The organism is Bacillus sp. Leaf49 (assembly GCF_001426125.1).
GTDB lineage: Bacteria > Bacillota > Bacilli > Bacillales > Bacillaceae > Bacillus > Bacillus altitudinis.
On the sequence record NZ_LMRK01000006.1, the window covers coordinates 52,724 to 72,906 of the forward strand.

General features: G+C 36.4%; 20 protein-coding genes, 1 rRNA gene and 1 pseudogene. 13 read left to right on the top strand and 9 right to left on the bottom strand.

What is annotated here, in order from left to right; genetic code table 11:
* Positions 1 to 438, top strand: coding sequence for a 50S ribosomal protein L13 (gene rplM, locus ASG46_RS05365; RefSeq protein WP_003217042.1), 438 nt, complete (start codon positions 1 to 3; stop codon positions 436 to 438).
* A gap of 20 nt (positions 439 to 458) precedes the next feature.
* The gene (rpsI, locus tag ASG46_RS05370; RefSeq protein ID WP_007496354.1) at positions 459 to 851 is read left to right on the top strand and encodes a 30S ribosomal protein S9; all 393 of its coding nucleotides are present in this window, start codon (positions 459 to 461) and stop codon (positions 849 to 851) included.
* A gap of 69 nt (positions 852 to 920) precedes the next feature.
* On the opposite strand, the gene ASG46_RS05375 is transcribed toward rpsI, so the two are convergent.
* The 6 genes from ASG46_RS05375 to ASG46_RS05400 all read right to left on the bottom strand — a co-directional run bounded on the left by ASG46_RS05375 (position 921) and on the right by ASG46_RS05400 (position 5,457).
* Positions 921 to 1,961 (bottom strand): tyrosine-type recombinase/integrase, encoded by a 1,041-nt coding sequence (locus ASG46_RS05375; RefSeq protein WP_056703498.1) that lies wholly within the window; start codon positions 1,959 to 1,961, stop codon positions 921 to 923.
* Between the two features lie 94 nt (positions 1,962 to 2,055).
* Positions 2,056 to 2,253 (bottom strand): helix-turn-helix domain-containing protein, encoded by a 198-nt coding sequence (locus tag ASG46_RS05380; protein ID WP_056703523.1) that lies wholly within the window; start codon positions 2,251 to 2,253, stop codon positions 2,056 to 2,058.
* Positions 2,254 to 2,279: 26 nt separating this feature from the next.
* Positions 2,280 to 3,386, bottom strand: a complete 1,107-nt coding sequence (locus ASG46_RS05385) for a replication initiation factor domain-containing protein (RefSeq protein ID WP_235562212.1) — start codon at positions 3,384 to 3,386, stop codon at positions 2,280 to 2,282.
* 95 nt (positions 3,387 to 3,481) lie between these two features.
* Complete coding sequence (locus ASG46_RS05390) at positions 3,482 to 4,570, bottom strand: FtsK/SpoIIIE domain-containing protein (RefSeq protein WP_200939615.1); 1,089 nt, start codon at positions 4,568 to 4,570, stop codon at positions 3,482 to 3,484.
* A gap of 214 nt (positions 4,571 to 4,784) precedes the next feature.
* Complete coding sequence (locus tag ASG46_RS05395; protein ID WP_056703504.1) at positions 4,785 to 5,171, bottom strand: hypothetical protein; 387 nt, start codon at positions 5,169 to 5,171, stop codon at positions 4,785 to 4,787.
* A gap of 25 nt (positions 5,172 to 5,196) precedes the next feature.
* Entirely contained in the window at positions 5,197 to 5,457 is a 261-nt protein-coding gene (locus ASG46_RS05400; protein WP_056703506.1) for a hypothetical protein, read from the bottom strand.
* Positions 5,458 to 5,640: 183 nt separating this feature from the next.
* Between ASG46_RS05400 and ASG46_RS05405 the strand changes: the two genes are divergently transcribed.
* From ASG46_RS05405 to ASG46_RS05430, 6 genes and pseudogenes are all read left to right on the top strand, one after another.
* Complete coding sequence (locus tag ASG46_RS05405) at positions 5,641 to 6,324, top strand: hypothetical protein (protein ID WP_056703509.1); 684 nt, start codon at positions 5,641 to 5,643, stop codon at positions 6,322 to 6,324.
* 169 nt (positions 6,325 to 6,493) lie between these two features.
* Positions 6,494 to 11,182, top strand: coding sequence for a DEAD/DEAH box helicase (locus ASG46_RS05410; RefSeq protein WP_327019549.1), 4,689 nt, complete (start codon positions 6,494 to 6,496; stop codon positions 11,180 to 11,182).
* 358 nt (positions 11,183 to 11,540) lie between these two features.
* Positions 11,541 to 12,065 carry a GNAT family N-acetyltransferase gene (locus ASG46_RS05415; protein WP_056703511.1) on the top strand — a complete coding sequence of 175 codons (525 nt, stop codon included), beginning with the start codon at positions 11,541 to 11,543 and terminating at the stop codon, positions 12,063 to 12,065.
* A gap of 97 nt (positions 12,066 to 12,162) precedes the next feature.
* Positions 12,163 to 12,909, top strand: a complete 747-nt coding sequence (locus tag ASG46_RS05420; RefSeq protein ID WP_056703515.1) for an amidohydrolase family protein — start codon at positions 12,163 to 12,165, stop codon at positions 12,907 to 12,909.
* 36 nt (positions 12,910 to 12,945) lie between these two features.
* Positions 12,946 to 13,418: pseudogene (locus ASG46_RS05425) on the top strand (GNAT family N-acetyltransferase).
* A 110-nt stretch (positions 13,419 to 13,528) separates the two neighbouring features.
* Positions 13,529 to 14,527, top strand: a complete 999-nt coding sequence (locus ASG46_RS05430) for a serine hydrolase (RefSeq protein WP_056703517.1) — start codon at positions 13,529 to 13,531, stop codon at positions 14,525 to 14,527.
* A 36-nt stretch (positions 14,528 to 14,563) separates the two neighbouring features.
* Here the strand turns inward: ASG46_RS05430 and ASG46_RS05435 are convergent, their stop codons facing one another.
* A complete protein-coding gene (locus ASG46_RS05435) occupies positions 14,564 to 15,133 on the bottom strand; it encodes a DUF4825 domain-containing protein (RefSeq protein WP_056703520.1) in 570 nt (189 codons plus the stop codon).
* Positions 15,134 to 15,282: 149 nt separating this feature from the next.
* Here ASG46_RS05435 and ASG46_RS05440 point away from each other — a divergent pair, with 149 nt between their 5' ends.
* From ASG46_RS05440 to ASG46_RS05450, 3 genes are all read left to right on the top strand, one after another.
* Positions 15,283 to 15,726, top strand: coding sequence for a YbaK family protein (locus ASG46_RS05440; RefSeq protein ID WP_035389125.1), 444 nt, complete (start codon positions 15,283 to 15,285; stop codon positions 15,724 to 15,726).
* Between the two features lie 58 nt (positions 15,727 to 15,784).
* Positions 15,785 to 16,498, top strand: a complete 714-nt coding sequence (cwlD, locus tag ASG46_RS05445; RefSeq protein ID WP_017359175.1) for an N-acetylmuramoyl-L-alanine amidase CwlD — start codon at positions 15,785 to 15,787, stop codon at positions 16,496 to 16,498.
* 103 nt (positions 16,499 to 16,601) lie between these two features.
* The gene (locus tag ASG46_RS05450) at positions 16,602 to 17,660 is read left to right on the top strand and encodes an Mrp/NBP35 family ATP-binding protein (protein ID WP_008345199.1); all 1,059 of its coding nucleotides are present in this window, start codon (positions 16,602 to 16,604) and stop codon (positions 17,658 to 17,660) included.
* Positions 17,661 to 17,698: 38 nt separating this feature from the next.
* Here the strand turns inward: ASG46_RS05450 and gerD are convergent, their stop codons facing one another.
* Positions 17,699 to 18,277, bottom strand: coding sequence for a spore germination lipoprotein GerD (gerD, locus tag ASG46_RS05455; RefSeq protein WP_007496366.1), 579 nt, complete (start codon positions 18,275 to 18,277; stop codon positions 17,699 to 17,701).
* A gap of 90 nt (positions 18,278 to 18,367) precedes the next feature.
* Between gerD and ASG46_RS05460 the strand changes: the two genes are divergently transcribed.
* Positions 18,368 to 18,970, top strand: coding sequence for a KinB-signaling pathway activation protein (locus ASG46_RS05460; RefSeq protein WP_008345196.1), 603 nt, complete (start codon positions 18,368 to 18,370; stop codon positions 18,968 to 18,970).
* On the opposite strand, the gene pdaB is transcribed toward ASG46_RS05460, so the two are convergent.
* Positions 18,963 to 19,727 (bottom strand): polysaccharide deacetylase family sporulation protein PdaB, encoded by a 765-nt coding sequence (gene pdaB, locus ASG46_RS05465; RefSeq protein WP_017366469.1) that lies wholly within the window; start codon positions 19,725 to 19,727, stop codon positions 18,963 to 18,965. The genes ASG46_RS05460 and pdaB overlap by 8 nt on opposite strands.
* Before the next feature lie 375 nt (positions 19,728 to 20,102).
* Here pdaB and ASG46_RS05470 point away from each other — a divergent pair.
* Positions 20,103 to 20,183 (top strand): 16S ribosomal RNA (locus ASG46_RS05470); the annotation flags it as partial.

A 20,183-nucleotide genomic window follows, 5' to 3' on the forward strand; every position in this document is an offset into this window, starting at 1 on the left:
ATGCGTACAACACCAATGGCGAACGCAAGCACAATTGAGCGCAAATGGCTAGTGGTTGATGCGGCAGGCAAGACTCTAGGTCGTCTTTCTACTGAAGTAGCATCACTTTTGCGCGGTAAGCACAAACCAACTTATACACCACACGTTGATACAGGTGATCACGTGATCATCATCAATGCTGAGAAAATCGAATTAACTGGTAAGAAATTGACGGACAAAATTTACTACCGTCATACGATGCACCCAGGTGGTTTGAAACAAAGAACTGCTCTTGAGATGCGTACAAACTACCCTGAAAAAATGTTGGAGCTTGCTATCAAAGGTATGCTTCCAAAGGGTCCACTAGGTCGTCAAATGTTCAAAAAATTAAATGTGTACCGTGGTTCTGAGCATCCACATCAAGCACAACAACCTGAAGTTTACGAACTTCGCGGTTAATTATAAGGGAGGTTAACAATTTGGCACAGGTTCAATATTACGGTACAGGTCGTCGTAAAAGTTCTGTAGCGCGCGTTCGCTTAGTTCCAGGTGAAGGCCGTATCGTCGTTAATAATCGTGAAATTACTGAATACATTCCATTCGCTGCTTTAATCGAAGACGTGAAACAGCCTTTGAACATCACAGAAACAGCTAACAGCTACGATGTTCTTGTAAATGTTCACGGTGGTGGATTCTCTGGTCAAGCTGGAGCAATTCGTCACGGTATCTCTCGTGCTCTTCTAGAAGTAGATCCTGAGTACCGTACACCACTTAAACGTGCTGGACTTCTTACTCGTGACTCTCGTATGAAAGAGCGTAAGAAATACGGTCTTAAAGGCGCACGTCGCGCACCTCAGTTCTCAAAACGTTAATCAATTTTATATTGTATGGACGTTTTACAAGGGTTTTTTGGTTCAAGTTGGCGCAAATCAGCTTAAACCTTATAAAGAACTTAACAGATTTAAGGCATCAGCATCTTGCTGGTGCTTTTTTTCTGGCATTAATTCCAGATAATAATTCTGTGTGGTTTGAATATTGATGTGTCCTAATCGTTTGGAAACATAAGCAATATCTATATCTTGGGCAAATAAGAATGATGCATGGGTATCTCTTAGACCGTGAAAAGTCGTTTTTTTAATGTTTAATTCCGTTAATAGCTCAGCCAATTGTTCGGATTGTTTAAAGCCACCAAAGCCGAAAATATAACCATTCTCCTTAACAGGAATTTTACGAATAAGCTCATATACTTCTTTGTTGATGGAAACATCACGTTTTGCATTTTGTGTTTTTAATGAAGTATCGTCAGAAGTAGGACTGATTGAATGTCTAACTTCTATTCCGTATTCAAACAGGCTTTCTGGACGTATTGCTAATAGCTCTCCACGCCGCATACCCGTTTCTAATGCAAGTAATACAAGTAAGTTAAACTCATCGTATGGATGTCTTAGAACATAATTACGAAGCTTTTTAAAATCTGTAATAGATAAAGCTCTGTTCCGTTTTGGTGCATTTTCCCCACGTGTTTTTACTAAACGAGCAAAATCATTTGCGATATAGCCCCGAGCATATGCATCACGTAATGATGTTTTTATTTTGAGAAGCACTTCATGTGTTGTTTTTCGAGAGTGTGTTTTCGCATATTCATCAATTTTCTTTTGAAGGACAATATCATTTAAATCTTTTAATTGAATATCCTGAAACAAGTTTCGAATGACCCCTAAAGTACGAACATAATTTTGAAAAGTAGTTTCTTTAACATCATTGACTTTTACAAGATAAATCCAGTTTTCAAAGAAGTCTGCAAACGTTGTTGTTCTATAAGCGAGTTCTTTACCTTCTCCTTTCGCCAATTCCATTTCTAACGCCCAAAGCTCTGCTTCTCTCTTTGTCGAAAAAGTTTTAGAAAGTTTCTTATGTTCTCCTCGTTTGTATAAAGAAACTTGCGCCCGATATGATTTTCCCCTTTTAATAATACTAGCCATTCTATCAATTCCCTTCATAAAAATAGTTGATAGATGCTAGTTGAATACAACTGTATTGTATTCTGAACCTAGCATCTTATCAACTGCCAATAAATTAAACCGAGTGTTTTTCAATAAATTGAACTAAAGATTTCATTGTGTATCGTTCATGCCGACCAATCATGAAACGTCCAAGTCCTTCATGCGGTCGTATATATTTATCAAATGATTTTGGATCTACACCTAGAAAACGAGCTGCTTGTTCTCTGGTTAATAGATATGGGAAGTCTTGTGAAGTCATATCAATGCTCATGAAGACATCATCTCCTTGTAAATTTCTCATTTAAACGGATAACCTTGTTTTGTATATAATGGCGAATACTTTTTTAACCAAGCTATGACATCATCATTAGGTTCATAGTTTTCAAATTCCTCGTAAAGAAATGCCAAACACTTCTTTAGCCCTTCATCTCCCCAAATGCGCCAAACTTTAAATAAGTAGGGAAATAATCCAGACCCATTTAAAATATGCTTCTGTGACTGTTCTAACAAGTTCATTCGTGGCGAAGGGGAACTAAACATAAAATTTCTCTGATTAAGCAAATTAAGCATTTTTCTAGTGTAAGTCGTTAATCTTTTAGATTTGTCATAATAAAATTGGTAACGATCAGTTAGAGCTGAAACTAGCAAATCTTTTAACTCTGTATCATTACTTATGTCTTCTAGCTTGTCTGATAGGTCATGGGCATAAGCACCCTTATAAACTGCTTCAAAGCGTACCCAATCAATATACTGAATAGCTTCTTCATATCGCACGCCCATCGTTTCAACCTGTTCTTTCTTCTTATCATAGACCCTTAATAAAGCCTTAATATTTTTTCCTTTCGAACCCAGATAAAAAGTTGAAGTAATATTATTCTGTGTTATAGCCGATAAAACGGAATTGTTTTTTCTACCAGTAGCAGTTTTCACGATTTGATTTTTTTTAGAGAGCTGATTATAGATCGTATTTACATTCACTTTTTCATTGATGAAATCAATTGCAATGTCAATTCGCGAAAGTCTGGAAGTATATAAGGTGCTGTTGTTTATGTTCGTGAAAAACTGATGTATCTGTATCGAACTAGCGAATAATGATTCATATTGCTTTCTGTATTCCATCCATGCGTGCGCAGAAAATTTTATACAAATTCCCATCTGTATGAAATCAGTATGATAAGCGATTGCGAAATAATAGGGAGCATCATCGCAAACAAAACCATTTGAATAACCTTGAGGTAATGAATATGTCGATTCTTTTAGATTGCCTAATACAACTTCCAATTTTGACAGTCTTCCAAATTCATTAATGATATTGATTGCCATGCCTTCCCAGCCTTCTATTTGGCTAGGTCTTTTCGTTGGTTGTAGGACTAATGTAAATTCATCGACTTGAACATCTAACAAAACTATCACTCCTTTCAAGTCATGAAACATTGATACATCAGCTCTAGTTATGATTTTCTTGTTTTGCGGAGCGGGGGTTATTACATAACCCCCGCTCACGTTCTTAAGGGAGTCACAGCCTCTAATATGTCAAAATCTAAATAACTAAAGTGACAAATCTTCGGTGTATTAGCTGTGATTGGACAAGTAAAGACACCTTGACCCAACGCAAAATTCTTCTCTGGTACATCTACTCCAGTACCAAATGCCGTTGTGTAAGTTTGCTTTTCCGCATTACCAAGAACGAACTTTACAGGCATATTCTCTCGTAAATTAGTTGGTAGTAAGGTAGCATCTGATTTTTGCATGACAATCCATAAGAAAAACCCTAATTGTCTACCTTGTAAAACAACCTGCGACAACAGCTTCATTACTTCATCACGCTTTTTCTTTTCCATCGTCTGCAAAACAGTTTGAAAACTAGCGAATTCATCAAAGATAAAAATATAAGGTTCATATTGAAAGTTAGCATAGGTAGCTTCTAATTTCGTGTTAAGTTTATCTTTAATCTCTGCTTTCCTAACTTCCATCATTTCATTGAAATTTTGTAGTAGTTTAATAATATCCTCTATATTAGTAGCAGTACTTTCTGCTGAAATTCTTTCACCAAGAATAGCAAGGCTTGAGTTTTTAGGGTCAGCGAAATAAATATTGTATTGTACGTTTTTGATTAGCATTTGAAGAATTAGCGAGTACAGAGCATACGTTTTACCCGATCCTGTTTGTCCCACTAGCAAAGTTCCATATAGAGGAATTGATATAGACTTATCAATAATTAATGTGTAATCATCTACTTGAGAAGTTTGTCTTTTCAATTCGCAAAGACCATTAAATTTAAGTTGCTGGTCAATGTTACTATCGTATATTTCAAAAATATGGTAGTTTTCATCATTTGATAAATAGGCTCTGTCTACAATGAAATGATTTAATGCGAAAGAAATTCTTACATTGCCAATGTCTTTGTTAATATTTATGTTTTCAATGAACAATATAGCTTTTGAAAAGTTGGTGCTAAACTGCAATTTAATTTTTGGCAGGTGTGCTATTTCGGTGTTAAAGTAAAATCTTTTGTTGAAGTAATTAGCATCTAGGAACGACTTTCTTAATTTCAGGACAGTAAGATAATGATATATTGCGTGCTTCATGCCTTTATAAGCCTTGTTGCGAATTATCCATGTGACTATTTGGATCGTAAATATTACTATTAAAAATCCGATAAATAACTTGTTAACGTGCTCTGTAAAAACAACTCCCAACTTGAGTTGGGAGCTGATAATATTTACTAAAAAGACTAGCACAGCAAGTGTAAAGCACGTACTATATATGACGATCCCGTTCTGTTGTCTTTGTGTTCTTAATTTACTTTGTTTGAACATTGATTTTTTCCACGTCTCTAAATCGAAGCACCACGTCAAAACCTATTACAAAAGATTTCTCATGAAGAAAATCAATTAATCTTACATATTCGCCTTTTTGAACATTAATATGCTCGTTACCATTCAAGATCGTCACATCGAAGTTATTTAGAGTATTACTATCTCGCTTAAGACCAGTTTTCTTATCGGAACCGTAATCAGTATCGTCTTTGGTGATTAATAATCTTAAGGTAATGCCTTTTTCAGTTGGATCTTTTTTACTTACGTATGGTCGTTGGGAAACCAACCTGTACATATTTCCCGTGTTTTTTAAAAACTCTTCTGCTTTGAATTTAGTTTCTGTGAATACCCATGCATTTGCGATCGGCATAGTGCAAAACCTCTTTCTTTTAAAATTATTTTTTGTCAGTTTGTGTTTTTAGTGCTTCCTTAAGAATTTTAATAGTAGGATCAATTTCCGAGAAGTTTTCAATATCAAGTCGGAATCTACCTAGATTTAAAACCTTAAGTTCATTGTTAGATTCTAATGAACTAATACTAGTTCGGAACATAACTTCATCGTATGAAAGTTCTTTGATAAGGTTATCGAGATTTGCAACATCAGTATTTGACCATTTTTGAACGTCTAAGTTTGGGTGATTAATTTGATAGCGCAAGACAATCTCCTCCTTTCATTGTTTTATAGGCTTTTGTCAGTATTTCTTTAGCCTTGAACTCACTATAATATAATTCGTTATCCATTGTAATACCTTTTAAAGTGGCTGTTTATTGGTTTATTTATCGTTATTTCTTTTTCGTTTAAGGTATAATGCAATTAATATTGAGAGGGGGTAGATAATATGGATGAAAAAGTCGAAAATGAAATTTATTTGAGCAAAAATGAAATATTAGATTTAATAGATTATAGGTTTAATTACACATTTCAAGGAAAAGACAAAAATGACCATTTGATAAGCGAAGAAACATGGCGTAGTTATGTTAAACAGTTTTATGATAAAAAAGAAGACGAGGGAAAAGATATATCTATATACGATAAGAAATTAAGAGGTGGAAATAAAAATAGAACATATCGATTAGATTTTGTAGAAGAAATTATTGAATTCAGGTCAGTACAACTTAACAATCAGTTTAATAGTAATCGAAAAACAATGATTGATTATGAGTGGGTTAATTTAAATAAAGTTCTTATGGGATGGTCGGATGATGAAGTTCCTAAGAGTATTTATGATAAAAGAGTTATTATAACTGAGTATGAACTTAAAAAAGAAAATAAATTTCCTGAAATAACTGAAGAAGATAAAGAGAAAGTTAGAGGGTATTTTATTGATGCACTTATTGATGATTTAATTGATAAAAAGAAATTACAAATGGATATAGAACAATGGGCATTAAATGGAGAACTTATTTACGGTTATGCTGATCCACTTGAAATGATTGAAGATGATGAAGGTCCAATAGGTTTCAGAATTGATAGAAAAAAGTACTTGAAGGATAGCGTTATTAATGAAATCAAAAATTCTTGAAAATTAAACGAAATCTATTTAATCAAGCTGAACAAGCAGGAATTCACTGCTGGTTTTCCTTGTACTGACACTGCTAATTTATTTAGATATACTGGAGTTAAACAATTTATAATTACAGGTTTTAGAGAAGATTAATCAATGAGTAAGTATATAGAGGGGGTTAAATTAAGTGGGTATAAAAAGTAGTAAAAGCTTTATATCATTTGTTAAAGAAATGGATGGAGAATACCAAACACAAAGAGATCGTGGTACTTTATTTGAGTTGTTATCAAAAACATACTTTGAGAATGAACCAATGTATAAACGTTTGTTTGATAAAGTATGGATGTTGAATGAAGTTCCTGAAAACTATGGTATACCTAAAACTGATACAGGAGTAGATTTAGTTGCTAGAGAACGTGATACAGGTGATTTAGTAGCTATTCAATGTAAATATTATTCAGAAGGTACTACGATTCAAAAGTCGCATATAGATTCATATTTAAATGAAGTTGGTAAAAGTTACTATTCAAAAGGTATCATTATTGCTTCAACTGATAAATGGAGTAAGCATGCCGAAGATGCTTTGAAATATCGTGATAAAGATATTCAAAGAATTTCTTTAGAACAATTAAAAGATAGTCAAGTTGATTGGTCAACGTTTTGTCCTGAGCAACCAGAAGAAGTTAAACTAGAAGATAAAAAAACACCTAGACCACACCAGAAACCAGCAATTGAAGCAGTTGTTAAAGGATTAGAAAAAGAAGATCGTGGAAAATTAATAATGGCACCGGGAACCGGAAAGACATTTACATCAATGGCTATCGCGGAAGAATTAGCGAAGAAAAAGCAGGGTGTATTTAAAGTTCTTTATTTAGTACCGAGTATTCAATTATTGTCACAAACATTAAAGTCATGGACATCGGATACTAATTTTATTATGGACTCTATTGCTGTGTGTTCTGATACAAAAGTGACCAAGACAGAAACTAAAAAACAATCAGAAGATATGGATGTAGCTGATATAGCAGTGGCAGACATTGGATTTCCAGCTACTACGAATTATGAAAAATTACTTAGTTACCAAGAAATAATAGAGAATAGTACTGAAAAAGGGAATTTTTTGACTGTGTTTTCGACATATCAATCTATTGATGTAATAAGTGAAGCTCAAAAACATGGTTTTTATGAGTTTGATTTAATTATTTGTGATGAAGCACATAGAACTACGGGGGCAACTGAACTAGGGAATGAATTAAGTCATTTTACCAAAGTTCACTATGATGATTATATAAAAGCGGCTAAAAGACTTTATCAAACTGCTACGCCACGTGTTTACGGTGATAAAGCTATGCAAAGAGCAGAAGAATTATCAGTTGTTATTGCTGACATGGATAATCCAGAGTTATATGGCGAAGAATTTTACCGTATAGGGTTTGGTGAAGCGATAAGACAAGGAGTTTTAACGGATTATAAAGTGATGGTTCTAGCCGTTGATGAAGAAATGATAAGCAGAAGATTCCAGTATATGTTAGCGAAGGATAATTCCGAATTAGAGTTTGATGACATAACCAAAATAGTTGGTTGTTGGAATGGTTTAGTCCGTAGACAAAGTGATTCAGATAAAACATTAGGACCTCCGATGAAACGAGCGATTGCGTTCACTGGAACGATAAAAGATTCAAAATTAATTAAAGATATGTTTAATCATGTCGTTAATGAATATTTATATCAAGATGTTGATGAACATGAACATCAATATAAAATTGAAATTGACCATGCCGATGGTTCAATGAATGCTTTAGAGAAAAATAAAAAAATATCGTGGCTAAAAGATGATGTGCCATCGAATACTTGTAGAATATTATCAAATGCACGTTTTCTAACAGAAGGTGTTGATGTACCAGATTTAGATGCAGTTATGTTTTTAAAGCCACGGCGTTCAAAAATTGATATTGCTCAAGCGGTAGGCCGTGTGATGCGTAAGTCAGATGGTAAAGATTACGGATATGTTATTTTACCAGTGGGTGTACCTGCCGGCATAGACGCAAACTCAGCATTAGATAATAATGAGAAATATCGTGCGGTATGGGAAGTATTAAATGCACTAAGATCGTTAGATGAACGATTTGATGCAACAATTAATAAATTAGAATTAAATAAGAAAAAACCAGGTCAAATTCAAATAATTGGTGTCGGTGATGCACCAGAAAAGGGTGAATTAGACCAAACACCATCAGAACAATTAGCATTTATGTTAAATGAAGAAGATTTTACAGACTTAGAAAAAGCGATTTACGGTAGAATTGTTCAAAGAGTAGGAAATGTTCGTTACTGGGAAGATTGGTCTAAAGATGTAGCGGGAATTGCACAAAAACATATGATGCGTATCCGTATCATATTAGAAGATAAACAAAGCAACATTTATAAAGAGTTTCAGAAGTTTATAGAAAGTTTGCATTATAATATTAATGATTCAATAAGTGCGGAACAAGCAATTGAAATGTTAGCACAACATTTAATTACAAAACCTGTTTTTGAAGCATTGTTTGATTCATATAGTTTTGTAAATAATAATCCTGTTTCAAAATCAATGGATACAATTTTATCAATTTTAGATGAACAAGGTTTAATGAAAGAACAAGAAAAATTAGAGTCATTTTATGAAAGTGTTCGTGTTCGTGCGGCAGACATTGATAACTTAAAAGCTAAACAAGATATTATTATTCAACTGTATGATAAGTTTTTCAAAGTTGGATTTAAAGAAACGACAGAACGGTTAGGAATTGTCTTTACGCCGACAGAAGTAGTGGATTTCATTATACATTCAGTAGATGATGTCTTAAATAAATACTTTAACAAATCATTAGCTAGCAAAGGAGTTCATGTACTTGATCCGTTCACTGGAACAGGTACATTTATTACTAGATTACTTCAAAGTGAATTGATACCTAAAGAAGACCTGTTAAGGAAGTACACGCAAGAAATTCATGCGAATGAAATTGTGTTATTAAGTTACTATATTGCGGCTATTAATATTGAAGAAACTTTTCATAGTTTATATGGAGGAGATTATGTTCCATTTGAAGGAATTGTATTAACGGATACTTTTCAAAGTACTGAAACAAAAGATTCATTTATGAGTGAATTATTCGATGAGAATAATGAGCGATTAAAGAGGCAGCAGGGGAATCCTATTTTTGTTATTATTGGAAATCCACCTTATTCAGTCGGACAAGCAAGTGCAAATGATGATAATCAAAATGTCTCATATCCAACGTTAAAAGAATCCATTGATAATAGTTACGCTAAACATAGTAAAGCAGTTCTGAAAAGATCGTTATATGATATGTATATTCAAGCCTTTAGATGGTCCAGTGATCGAATAAAAGATAAAGGCGTGATAGGTTTTGTTACAAATGGTTCTTTTATTGATGGTCAAAGTACCGATGGCTTACGTAAATGTTTAAATGACGAGTTCAATTACATTTATATATTTAATTTGCGAGGAGATCAAAGGACTCTTGGTGAAGAGTCGAGAAAAGAAGGAGGAAAAGTTTTTGGTTCTGGTAGTCGAACGCCAATTGCAATTACCTTATTAATTAAAGACGGCTCTGATAATCATCAAATTTATTATCATGATATCGGAGATTATTTATCACGTGAACAGAAACTAAGCATTATTAAAGAATATGCATCAATTGAAAAGATGAATTGGGGAAAAATTAATATTGATTCAAATAACGATTGGATTAATCATAGAGATGGAAACTACCTGAAATTTTTGGCAATGGATGGTGAAGTATTCCATACTAAAATGGTTGGGGTTAATACAGCAAGAGATTTTTGGGTATATGGTTTTAATAAATCACATGTTATGAGAAATACACTGGCAATGGTAGAAAATTATAATAATGAAGTGAAGCGGTTGTCATCAATAACTGATGTTGAAAAAAAACTTGAAGCACGTAATCTTTCAGGAAATTATATTAAATGGACAAGAGGACTCAAAAATTTATTTATTAAAGGAAAAGAAATTTCTGTTGACACTAAAAATCTAATAAAAAGTCAATATCGTCCATTTACGAAAAAATGGTTATTTTATGATAAAAATGTTGTGGAGATGCCAGGACGCTATAAAGATATTTTAGAGGTAGAGAATAAGATAATTTATGTTACAGGTATTGGATCTTCTCGGGATTTCTCTGCATTAATGATTAATAACGTCCCTAATTTCCATCTTATGGATACTGGTTCTGGATTCATGTTAAAAAACAAAAATCATAATGAGGATTTATTCAGTAACTCCTTTAATATTACAGAAAATATTAAAGAAAAATTAAAATTAAGTGATGATGAAATCTTGTACTATGTTTATGGCGTCTTACACTCTAATGAATATCGCAAAAAATACTCAAGTGATTTAAACAAAGATTTTCCGCGTATCCCAATATTGAAAAACAAGGATGCATTTGTTTCTATTGGAGAAAAGCTTGCTGAGTTACACTTAAACTATGAGAATATAGAAGAATTTAAGGGATTAAACATTACCTATAAAAATAATCCTACTTTTAGAGTCACTAAAATGAGACATCCTAAAAAAGGTATAACAGATACAATTATTTTTAATAATGAAATAACTATCGAAAACATACCAGATAAAGCCTATGATTATGTAGTCAATGGGAAACCTGCAATTCAGTGGATTATGGAACAATATCAAGTAAAGACAGATAAAGCTTCAGGTATCACAGATGATCCTAACGAATATTCAGATGATGAAAAGTATATTTTCAATTTATTACTAAGAATTATTAACGTTTCAGTTCAAACAGTTGATTTAGTTAATAGCCTACCGCCATTAGAAATAATCGAATAAAAGAATTAATATCGTATTCAACTAACATCTATTTAAATGGTGCAAATCGGTGCAAATGATATCTATTCAAGTCCATTTTTAATCATCTATATCCACTTTTTAAACATTGTAATGTTGATATAAAGGGGGCGAGATTGATTGAGTATCCATCAATCATAGATGTATATTTCTCAAAACGTTAATCAATATTATATTGTATGGACGTTTTACAAGGGTTTGTACAGACAAACCCTATATGAAAAGCATCAGCATCCTGCTGGTGCTTTTTTATTTGTGTTTTTTTCTGTCTGGAAACATATAAAATAGGATCATAGTCAGGTTTCTGTTTAAAAAATGATGTTAAAGGGGGATGGCATTTATGAATCTAACAACAGAAAGATGTCTCATTCGACCGTTTAATGAGGATGATTGGCAGGATGTCTATGCATATACATCTGATCCGGTGGTGATGAGGTATATGCCAGAAGGTGTTTTTTCTAGAGAAGAGGCGCAGCAATTTGTCAAAAATAATCGTCTTGAGACGGGCAAGAATTTTGCTGTTCTATTAAAAGAAGATCATACATGCATCGGGCATATCGTGTTTCATCCTTACTTTGGTGAGCACACATATGAAATTGGCTGGGTCTTCAATTCTGCATATCAAAACAAAGGCTATGCATCAGAAGCGGCGTATGCTGTCCTACATCATGGTTTTCACACAATGAATTTACATCGAATTATTGCCACTTGTCAGCCTGAAAATGTGCCGTCATGGAGAGTGATGGAGAAAATGGGGATGAGGAGAGAAGGATATTTTAAACAGTGTATCCCACAAGAAAATGAGTGGTGGGATGAGTTTTACTATGCCATCTTACAAGAGGAATGGTTTGTAAAGAAGGATTAATAAGTTTTTATAATATGAAGTGATTCATCATCCCGAATATTCTCTGGCTTTTTTAATTGATATAATCAGGTCAAATAAGCAGAAGAGGGGCGCGGGCATGAGGATCTTTGATGCACATTTTCATAACATTGATTTTGATTTTCCCATTCAAGAAAACCAAGGATATACACCGCCGAGTTATGTGGTGAATGATTATAGGAGAGAGACGGCTGATTTAGGGATTGTAGGTGGAGCGATTGTATCAGGGTCATTTCAGGGCTTTGATCAAGGCTATTTGTTGAAAGCACTAGATGAAATGGGACCGGCTTTTTGCGGTGTGACTCAATTACCTTTTACAGCAACTGATGATGAGATTGTTCAATTGAATCAACAAGGGGTAAAGGCTTTACGTTTTAATGTGAAGCGGGGCGGTTCGGAGGATATTTCAAAGCTCGACTATTTTGCGAGAAGGGTGTATGAGCTGGCTGGGTGGCATAGTGAGATTTACATAGACGCTAAGCATCTCCCTGACATCTCATCAACGCTTGAACAGCTGCCGGCCGTTTCCGTTGATCATCTAGGCTTATCTGAAGAAGGTTTGCCGCATTTGCTCAAGCTGGTTGAAAAAGGTGTTCGTGTGAAAGCGACTGGCTTTGGGCGTGTTGATTTAAAGGTTGAACATGCATTGACGTCTATTTATCAAACGAATCCTGATGCACTGATGTTTGGTACAGATCTTCCATCTACAAGGGCGAAACGGCCATTTGAATACGGTGATATTGAATTGATTCAACAGATGTTTGATGAGGAAGCGGCGGATAAAATTTTATATGAGAACGCTATCAATTGGTATTTTGGCAAATGAATAAAGGCTTCCATTCCGTGATAGGAGGTGTGTTCATTGAATCTGAATCAATTGACATTTAGGGCAGCCGTCCAAGGAGACCTCGACAACATCGTTTTGATGCTTTCAGATATAAATTAGGCCAAAAGAGAGAACGCTACACTCGTCCATTATTAGAAAGCTACCTCAATGCCTTTCATTCGATCGAAGCGGATCCCAATATTGAACTAATCGTCGCTTGTGATCGGGAAGAGGTAGTCGGTGTTCTCCAATTAACAATGACTCCATTTCTAACGTATCAAGGAGGATGGAGAGCTTCAATAGAAGGAGTTCGTACAGCCTCGACTCATAGAGGAAGAGGAATTGGCACATTGTTGATCAAACGGGCTATTCAACGCGCAAGTAGCCGCGGGTGTCATATGATTCAGCTGACAACAGACAAACAGAGGCCAGAAGCACGCCGTCTTTACGAAAAGTTGGGATTTAAAGCTACACATGATGGGATGAAACTGCATCTTCTTCGTAAATAAACACACCAAGAAGCAAAGGTATTCACAGCCCTTTGCTTTTTTGTGCCTTTGTTTTAAATATTTGTTATATTGGAGACGAGAATCTATAGTGGTTTGGAAAGGAGAAACATTTGAAGAAAACAAAAGAGGATCTTTTGGCATTTGTCACGAAAAACAAAAAGGGCGTATCAGTAACAATTATTGAAAATGAAGATGTGGTATTAGATTGGAATGGTGATCAAAAAACACCACTTGCAAGTACGATGAAATTAATGGTTTTGTTTCATTTTGTTAAAGCTGTATCCAGCGATGAAATCAAGTTAGATGAAAAAGTGACATTGTCTGATATAGAGCGGTTTTATATTGATAGAACCGATGGCGGTGCTCACACATACTGGCTGGAGGTCAACGATTTTTCTGAGCATGCAACTTTATTAGATGTTGCCAAAGGGATGATGCAATTTAGTTCGAATGCTTGTACTGATTATTTGATTGACCTGCTGGGCTTAGAGAAGATCAATGATCAGATGAAACAAGCAGGTCTTACAGAACATGATGAACTCATGCCGCTGACACCCAAGGTGTTGTGGCCAGCCTATGTATCTGATCATGAGCAGGATGCATTAAAGCAAATAAGCGATGTAACTGATGAACAATACAAATCTCTGATGATTGAGATTTTTCATATCATGAAAAATGACCCGGAGCATAAAAAGGCGTTAGAAGAAAAATTGATGAAAAAGAACTTGTTAAGCTTGCGTATTCAATCTTTACTGACGCAAAAGATGACAAGGTCTACAACGAATCAATATGCACATTTTATGAAACGTCTACAGGATGAGCTGTTAACAACAGAAGAAAAGCGTCTTTTTAGCCAAATTGTGCTGGGAGAAATATTGAAGACGGAAACAGATCAATATATTTGGTATAAAGGGGGATCGACGTTGTTTGTTGTCACTGCTGCTTTATATCGAAAAACGGATACATCAACTATATCGATTTCTCTATTCATCAATGACCTGAAAGCGGAGAATTCTCACTGGATGGGGGAAGTGTTCGATGAATTTATACTTACCGTAGTAGCAGATCAAAACTTTCGACAACGATTGATTCAAGCTTTTACTACATAATTATCAAAAAACAGAGGGTGACGCCCTCTGTTTTTATTATTTCTTGATGGGAAACGCATTGTATACATCTAGACGTTTATCTTTTGACTTCACAACTCCATCAACCAGTTCCTTTTGCCAAAGCGCTGTATCGTCTTTGTACACTTTAAAAGAGTGAGGCAGCTTTTTTTGTAGCTGTTTTCTTTTAAACGTGACGGATGGCTCGTCTTTAGCGTTCATCTTGAGTGTCACTTGCTCCACGTTATCGATAAGAATAAAAAGTGCCAATGCATTATATAAGTAGTTTTTTTCAATGGTATCCTTCTTATCAAACCAAAATGCATCAAATTGTTCTTCTGTATCATTGGTATTTTCTTTCACGCCGTATGTCACTTTTAGCGCTTTTTCATCTACGATTTCATACTCGCGAATCACGTTACCTGGAAGATCTGATAAAATAGCGCCGACTGCTCCGTTGTCTCCAATATAAGAATTTTTGTGCTTAGAAAGCTGTTTTAAGGAAATGTCTTCTATTCCTTTCATGTCACTCTCTTTCTCGCTGGCTTGACTACTGCAAGCGGATAGAATGACTGTCATTAGTAGTAGGATATACATCCACTTTTTCATTTGTTTTGCTCCTTTATCATTCTTTCTATATAAAAACCCATTTTATCACAAGATCCCATTTCCACCACTTATTTCATCATTTCCATTTACTGAACTGCATGTTTTGTTCAAACCAACGAACAATACAAAGAAAAAAAGGAGTTCAGTCCATGGCAGAAGTTCTTTCATTTTATCAATTGAAAACAAAGCGAGATGTCACGCTTGAAAAGAAGCTGTTGCGTACATTGTCTCTTCAACAGGTGACGGTCGCTTCCGAGAAATTCACGAGGAAGTTGTTCCCATTTGCAGATGATCCAGCTGGGATTATGAGTGATGGCTGTATTGATTTCGCCATTGAGGCTTTTTTAGCAGGTGGGAGATACGGTGAGTCGAGTAAGTATGGTGAATCCTTCGATGATATAAAAAAGCGGTCAGTTCATGAAGAAGATGAGCTGGTTGAGGAGCTAGCAGGGTGTTTGCAATCGTGGGGGAATATGTTCCGAATGGAGCGTAAGATGTCGTGTCTGTATCCATTTGCGAAGGAATTTTTAAGTAAGTGGTGGCAGGAAGGCTTTCGGGAATCAGAAAAAAGGCATAAGCTTCGACTGCACTAAGCATATTTCCAGCCCTTGTCCCATATCTATAAAATAATGGTGTATGGGAGGGACAGGGATGAAAAGAAAGCTGAAATGGACAGGGTTTTTAATCGGGTTTATTGTCCTCTTATTCTTATTCAGATTTCAGTTTCTAAATGATGATTCGTGGAAATCGTGGAACTTGCCTTTGAGCGGCAAGATCATCTATTTAGATCCGGGTCACGGCGGTCCAGATGGCGGTGCTGTTGGCGGCGAGTTGCTCGAAAAAGAGATTGCACTGGATGTGTCCATGAAGATAAGAGACTATTTGCAGGAGCAGGGAGCGCTTGTTCTCATGACCCGGGAGGATGACTCTGATTTATCATCAAAGAATACAAAGGGTTATGCCCGAAAGAAAGCGGAGGATTTGAGAAACCGTGTGAAAGTCATCAATGAATCTGAAGCGGATCTCTATTTAAGCATTCATTTAAATGCGATCCCATCGAACAAATGGAGCGGGGCACAGACGTTCTTTTACGGAAAGTATGAAGAGAATGAAAAAGCAGCGAAGTTCATTCAAGATGAATTGCGCAACAACCTTGAAAACACAGATCGCAAGGCGAAGCGAATCAACGGGATTTATTTAATGCAAAATGTCACGAAGCCAGGAGCGCTTGTCGAAATCGGATTTTTATCGAATCCAAAAGAGGCTGGTCAGCTGGCGACTCCTAAATATCAGGATCAAATTGCTGCTTCGATTTATAAAGGCATTTTAAGATATTTAACAGAGCAAAAAGAGCCGCCTGAATAAGGGGCTTTTTCCTGTTTATCGCAGGCAAAGAGGACAGACATTGTAAGGATATGTATGATATACTTGGATTGTAAACGAATTCAATAAAGGGTGAGGTTCTGCTATGATCGGACAAGATGATGTGAGAAAACTAGTTGGGAAGATGGACGAACCTTTCCTTCATATACCGCTTGGTGAGCTGGATGCCATCAAGGAAATCAGCCTAAAGCCTGAAAAAGAGCATGTGAGCTTAAAAGTGGCGATTGCCAAAACAGGCACTGCTGAGCAGATGAAGCTGCAGCAAGACATCGTACAAGCTTTAAAAGCAGCCGGCGCGAACACTGTAGGACTTCGTTTTGAAGAACTGCCTCAAGAAACGCTTGAAAAGTTTATGCCGTCACAGGATGAGGAAGAAAACCTGCTCAACTCTAAAAATCCGCCTGTGTTCTTAGCGATTGCGAGTGGAAAAGGCGGAGTTGGGAAATCAACTGTTTCCGTTAACCTGGCTGTGGCGCTGGCTCGTCTAGGGAAAAAAGTGGGACTGATCGATGCTGATATTTACGGCTTTAGTGTACCGGATATGATGGGAATCACCGTCAGACCGACAGTTAAAGGGGAAAAAATTATTCCTGTGGAACGCTTTGGCGTCAAAGTGATTTCAATGGGCTTTTTTGTTGAAGAAAACGCACCGGTCATTTGGAGAGGACCGATGCTTGGTAAAATGCTAAATAACTTCTTCCACGAAGTAGAGTGGGGAGAATTAGATTACTTACTATTAGACCTTCCGCCTGGAACAGGTGATGTGGCACTTGATATTCATACGATGCTTCCGAGCTGTAAAGAAATCATTGTGACGACACCGCACCCAACAGCCGCTTTCGTTGCTGCTAGAGCAGGCGCAATGGCACTGCAAACAGATCACGAGGTGTTAGGGGTCGTTGAGAATATGAGTTACTATGAAAGCAAAAAAACAGGTGAGAAGGAATATGTCTTTGGAAAGGGCGGCGGGGACAAGCTGGCGGAGGAGCTGCGCGTATCAGTACTTGGTCAGATCCCTTTAAGACAGCCTGATTGGAATGAGGACGATTTTGCACCTTCTGTCTATGATGCGAGTCATCCGACAGGGGAAGTGTATCAACACATTGCCAATAAAGTCATTGAACAATTAACAGTGAAAGCATAATGAAAGCCCGAGTGGACCTTGTGCCACTCGGGTGATGTTTAACTGCCGCTTCCTTGTGAACCGGAATCATTGCTGCTTTCAGAGACTGCTTTTTTTAGCTCATCTTCGAATTTCTTCTTATAGAGAGGGCTGCTTAATGTTTCTGTGATGACTTTCTCTAAGTGTTTTCGGAACTCTTTGCTTTTGACCAGTTCACCGTATTTCTTTTCCATTTCAGGATCCTTGAGAATATCCATCATCATTTGTTGATAGTCAGGGTCCTTCATCAATTGTTTTAACATCTTTTCATGCTGTTGCTGCATGGATTTTGCGAAAGTCTCGGCAAATTTAGAATCCTCAAAGACCTTCTTCCAGAACTCTTTGCCTTTATCAGAAGTCAGTGTTTTCTCTATTGTTTTTTTCACAGTTTGTTCATCCATTACCAAAGCTTCATTCATTGCCTCGTCATTTAATAACTGTTGAATGGCCTTTTTACCGTCATCTGTTTTCAAAATATCGACGACCATTTTTTTCGTTTCGTCATAGTCCATATTAGATGAGGATTGGGTTTTGGGAGCACAAGCTGTTAGAGATAAAAGAAGAAAACAGCTCATTATACGCAAGATGCCTTTTGACATACTGTGGCTCCTTTCGTTACATGTCTTACTTTTAATATGAATGTTTCACGTGAATTTATACATAACAAAAATAGGGGTTGGGTCAATTCAATGAAAAGTCGGGATTTAGTTCGTTTTTTCTTCTCTGTGCTGGCTGTTGGAGCGGTCATTACAAGCGTGGTAGGTTTTGCGCTGGAGTGGGGGAAATATCAGAAGCTGTTTGTATCGTTTGAGATTTTAGAGATTGCGTCTGTGTTATTTTGGTTTATTGGTGTGGGGATGATCTTTAGTGTAATCAGTCAGATGGGGTTTGTTGTCTTTTTGACAGTGCACCGGTTTGCGCTGGAGATTTTCAGGTCGCATTCTTTATGGAATACCATTCAGTTATTCCTTGTGATTTTCGTGCTGTTTGATTTAGCTTATTTGCGGTTTTTGTTTTTCGGGGAGAATGAATCATTTCTTCCATACTTGTGGCTGCCTGTTTTTATCGGTGTGTTTGCATTGATCGTGTCTTATTTTAAACAGCAGCAGTCCTCTAAGAAAACATTTATTTCTGCAATGTTTCTCATGGTCGTCATCACTTCGTTAGAATGGTTTCCGGCGCTTAGAGTCAATGAAGAGGACTGGCTGTATTTAATGCTATTCCCGCTATTAGGTTGTAATGCGTTTCAGTTATTAGCTATGCCGCGGTTTTCAAAAGCAAAAGCTACTTAACCTCAGTTGACTTTGTTTTTGTATTAGAGATAAGTTCGCCAACCGTGACGTTTCTTAAATTCTTATCTTTTAAGTGTTTTAAAATAGCTGGTAAGGCTTGAGCGGTTTGGGTGGCTGAATCTGAGGCGTGAAGGAGAATGATGTCTCCGCTTTTCATTCGATCATTTACATTATGAACAATCTGGTCGACGCCCGGGTTCAGCCAATCTTGAGAATTGATGCTGTAATGGACAACGGTATAGCCATACTGTGTTGCAATTTTCAATACCGTTTCATTAAATTGCCCAGTTGGCGGTCTTAATAATTGAATGTCTTCCAGTCCAAGCTTTTGGAATGTATTTTGTGCACGGACAAGATCTCGCTTAATTTCGTTTTCTTCCAGCTGGCTATAATTTTTATATGCATAGCCAAGGCTGCCAATTTGATGGCCATCCTCTTTAATCCTTTTCACAATATCCGGGTGACGCTCAGCCCAAGAAGCAGACAGAAAGAAAGTGGCGTTCTTTATATCGTACTCTCGGAGGACATTTAAAATAGGAACAGCCTTCTCGTCTCCCCAGCCAATATTAAACGTAAGGGATGCATGTTTTGATGAGGTCTCTCCTTTATAAATCGCTCGGGGTCCTTGTTCTGTTTTAAATACCGACAGCGGCGGTGCCTTTTGTACATAAAAAAAGGTTGCAGCTGCAAGGGCTGCTACAAGAATAATGACTACTTGCTTCAGTCGTTTAATAGGCAACACATATAATCGACTCAATTCAAACACTCCTGCCTTGTCCAAGATTGTTACTTGATTGTATGCAGGACAAGGGTTTGACATGCACGATAAAACTATTTTAAAAAAAGTTCTGAAAAGGCGTTGACCAACAGAATGTTTTCGTGATATATTATTAATCGTCGCTGACACACAGTGACAAACACAAACGCTTCGGGAAATAAACTTGAAAAAAGTTGTTGACATAAGATGAAGCGAAATGTTATATTATTAAAGCCGCTAAGAACGGCGAAGATGATCTTTGAAAACTAAACAAGACAAAACGTACCTGTTAATTCGAGTTTTTATAAAAAAATCCTATGATACATCATAGGTAGTCAGTCAAACTGGCGAAAAACAAAACTTCGGTTTTGAACTTTTTCGGAGAGTTTGATCCTGGCTCAGGACGAACGCTGGCGGCGTGCCTAATACATGCAAGTCGAGCGGACAGAAGGGAGC

Coding starts and splice junctions, on each gene's coding strand:
- rplM (WP_003217042.1), top strand. CDS start 1: ATGCGTACAACACCAATGGCGAACGCAAGCACAATTGAGCGCAAATGG.
- ASG46_RS05375 (WP_056703498.1), bottom strand. CDS start 1,961: ATGGCTAGTATTATTAAAAGGGGAAAATCATATCGGGCGCAAGTTTCT.
- ASG46_RS05380 (WP_056703523.1), bottom strand. CDS start 2,253: ATGAGCATTGATATGACTTCACAAGACTTCCCATATCTATTAACCAGA.
- ASG46_RS05390 (WP_200939615.1), bottom strand. CDS start 4,570: ATGAAGCACGCAATATATCATTATCTTACTGTCCTGAAATTAAGAAAG.
- ASG46_RS05395 (WP_056703504.1), bottom strand. CDS start 5,171: ATGCCGATCGCAAATGCATGGGTATTCACAGAAACTAAATTCAAAGCA.
- ASG46_RS05405 (WP_056703509.1), top strand. CDS start 5,641: ATGGATGAAAAAGTCGAAAATGAAATTTATTTGAGCAAAAATGAAATA.
- ASG46_RS05415 (WP_056703511.1), top strand. CDS start 11,541: ATGAATCTAACAACAGAAAGATGTCTCATTCGACCGTTTAATGAGGAT.
- ASG46_RS05420 (WP_056703515.1), top strand. CDS start 12,163: ATGAGGATCTTTGATGCACATTTTCATAACATTGATTTTGATTTTCCC.
- ASG46_RS05435 (WP_056703520.1), bottom strand. CDS start 15,133: ATGAAAAAGTGGATGTATATCCTACTACTAATGACAGTCATTCTATCC.
- ASG46_RS05440 (WP_035389125.1), top strand. CDS start 15,283: ATGGCAGAAGTTCTTTCATTTTATCAATTGAAAACAAAGCGAGATGTC.
- cwlD (WP_017359175.1), top strand. CDS start 15,785: ATGAAAAGAAAGCTGAAATGGACAGGGTTTTTAATCGGGTTTATTGTC.
- ASG46_RS05450 (WP_008345199.1), top strand. CDS start 16,602: ATGATCGGACAAGATGATGTGAGAAAACTAGTTGGGAAGATGGACGAA.
- gerD (WP_007496366.1), bottom strand. CDS start 18,277: ATGTCAAAAGGCATCTTGCGTATAATGAGCTGTTTTCTTCTTTTATCT.
- ASG46_RS05460 (WP_008345196.1), top strand. CDS start 18,368: ATGAAAAGTCGGGATTTAGTTCGTTTTTTCTTCTCTGTGCTGGCTGTT.